Origin of the sequence: Streptomyces alkaliphilus, assembly GCF_014141535.1 — a bacterium.
Classification (GTDB): domain Bacteria; phylum Actinomycetota; class Actinomycetes; order Streptomycetales; family Streptomycetaceae; genus Streptomyces; species Streptomyces alkaliphilus.
The window spans coordinates 1-630 of sequence record NZ_VKHT01001611.1 but is presented as its reverse complement, the minus strand read 5'-3'; the positions used below and the strand labels follow the sequence as shown (position 1 = coordinate 630).

Annotated in this window: 1 protein-coding gene and 1 pseudogene; one reads left to right on the top strand and one right to left on the bottom strand. The window is 74.9% G+C overall.

Translation table 11 applies throughout. From position 1 onward, the window contains the following. Positions 1-232: pseudogene (locus tag FNQ90_RS25940) on the top strand (SAM-dependent methyltransferase); the annotation flags it as partial. A gap of 33 nt (positions 233-265) precedes the next feature. On the opposite strand, the gene FNQ90_RS25935 reads toward FNQ90_RS25940, so the two are convergent. After that, positions 266-526, bottom strand: a complete 261-nt coding sequence (locus FNQ90_RS25935) for a hypothetical protein (protein ID WP_228454553.1) — start codon at positions 524-526, stop codon at positions 266-268. Positions 527-630: the final 104 nt, after the last annotated feature.

Below are 630 nucleotides of genomic sequence, written 5' to 3'. Positions count from 1 at the left end.
CATCACGCCCTCGACCTCGTCCTGGTGCTTCGCCGAGCCCGCCGATCGGGAGTGGTGGGGCGGGTTGTGGGCGGAGCGGAGCACGAGCTCGGAGTTCGCGCGTCTCGCCGTGGCGGACGGCCACGCCACCCGGGAGGAACTCGCGGAGATCTCCGCGGGATGGCGGGAGTGGACCGCCGCCGAGGACGGCTGGTTCGCGGTCCTGCACGGCGAGGTGCTCTGCCGGGGCTGAGGCGGCTCACCTCGGTGATCCCGGCGTCCCACCTCACCTCCGGCCGTGCCGGTACCCGAGGTAGCCGCCCACCAACAGGCCGATCAACAGGGTTCCCAGCAGAGCCACCCACAGGGGCATCACGACCTCGGGAACCAGCAGCCGGATCCGGGTCTGGCGGGTGTTCTGGAAGACGAAGACCAGGGTGGCGGCGGTGATCAGCAGTGCCACGATCCGGCCGGGGGTCAGGAACGCCCGGACCCGGCCGGGGGGCCGCCGGTCGGCCGCCCCCGTGGAGGGGGAGTGCGGGCTCATGGATCCAGCATGCGCCGACTCCCGGCCCCGCGCCACGCGTGCGCCGCCCCCGCCGGAGCACGGTGGACCGGCAGGGGCGGCGCACGGCGGGGGTGGGGCCCCGG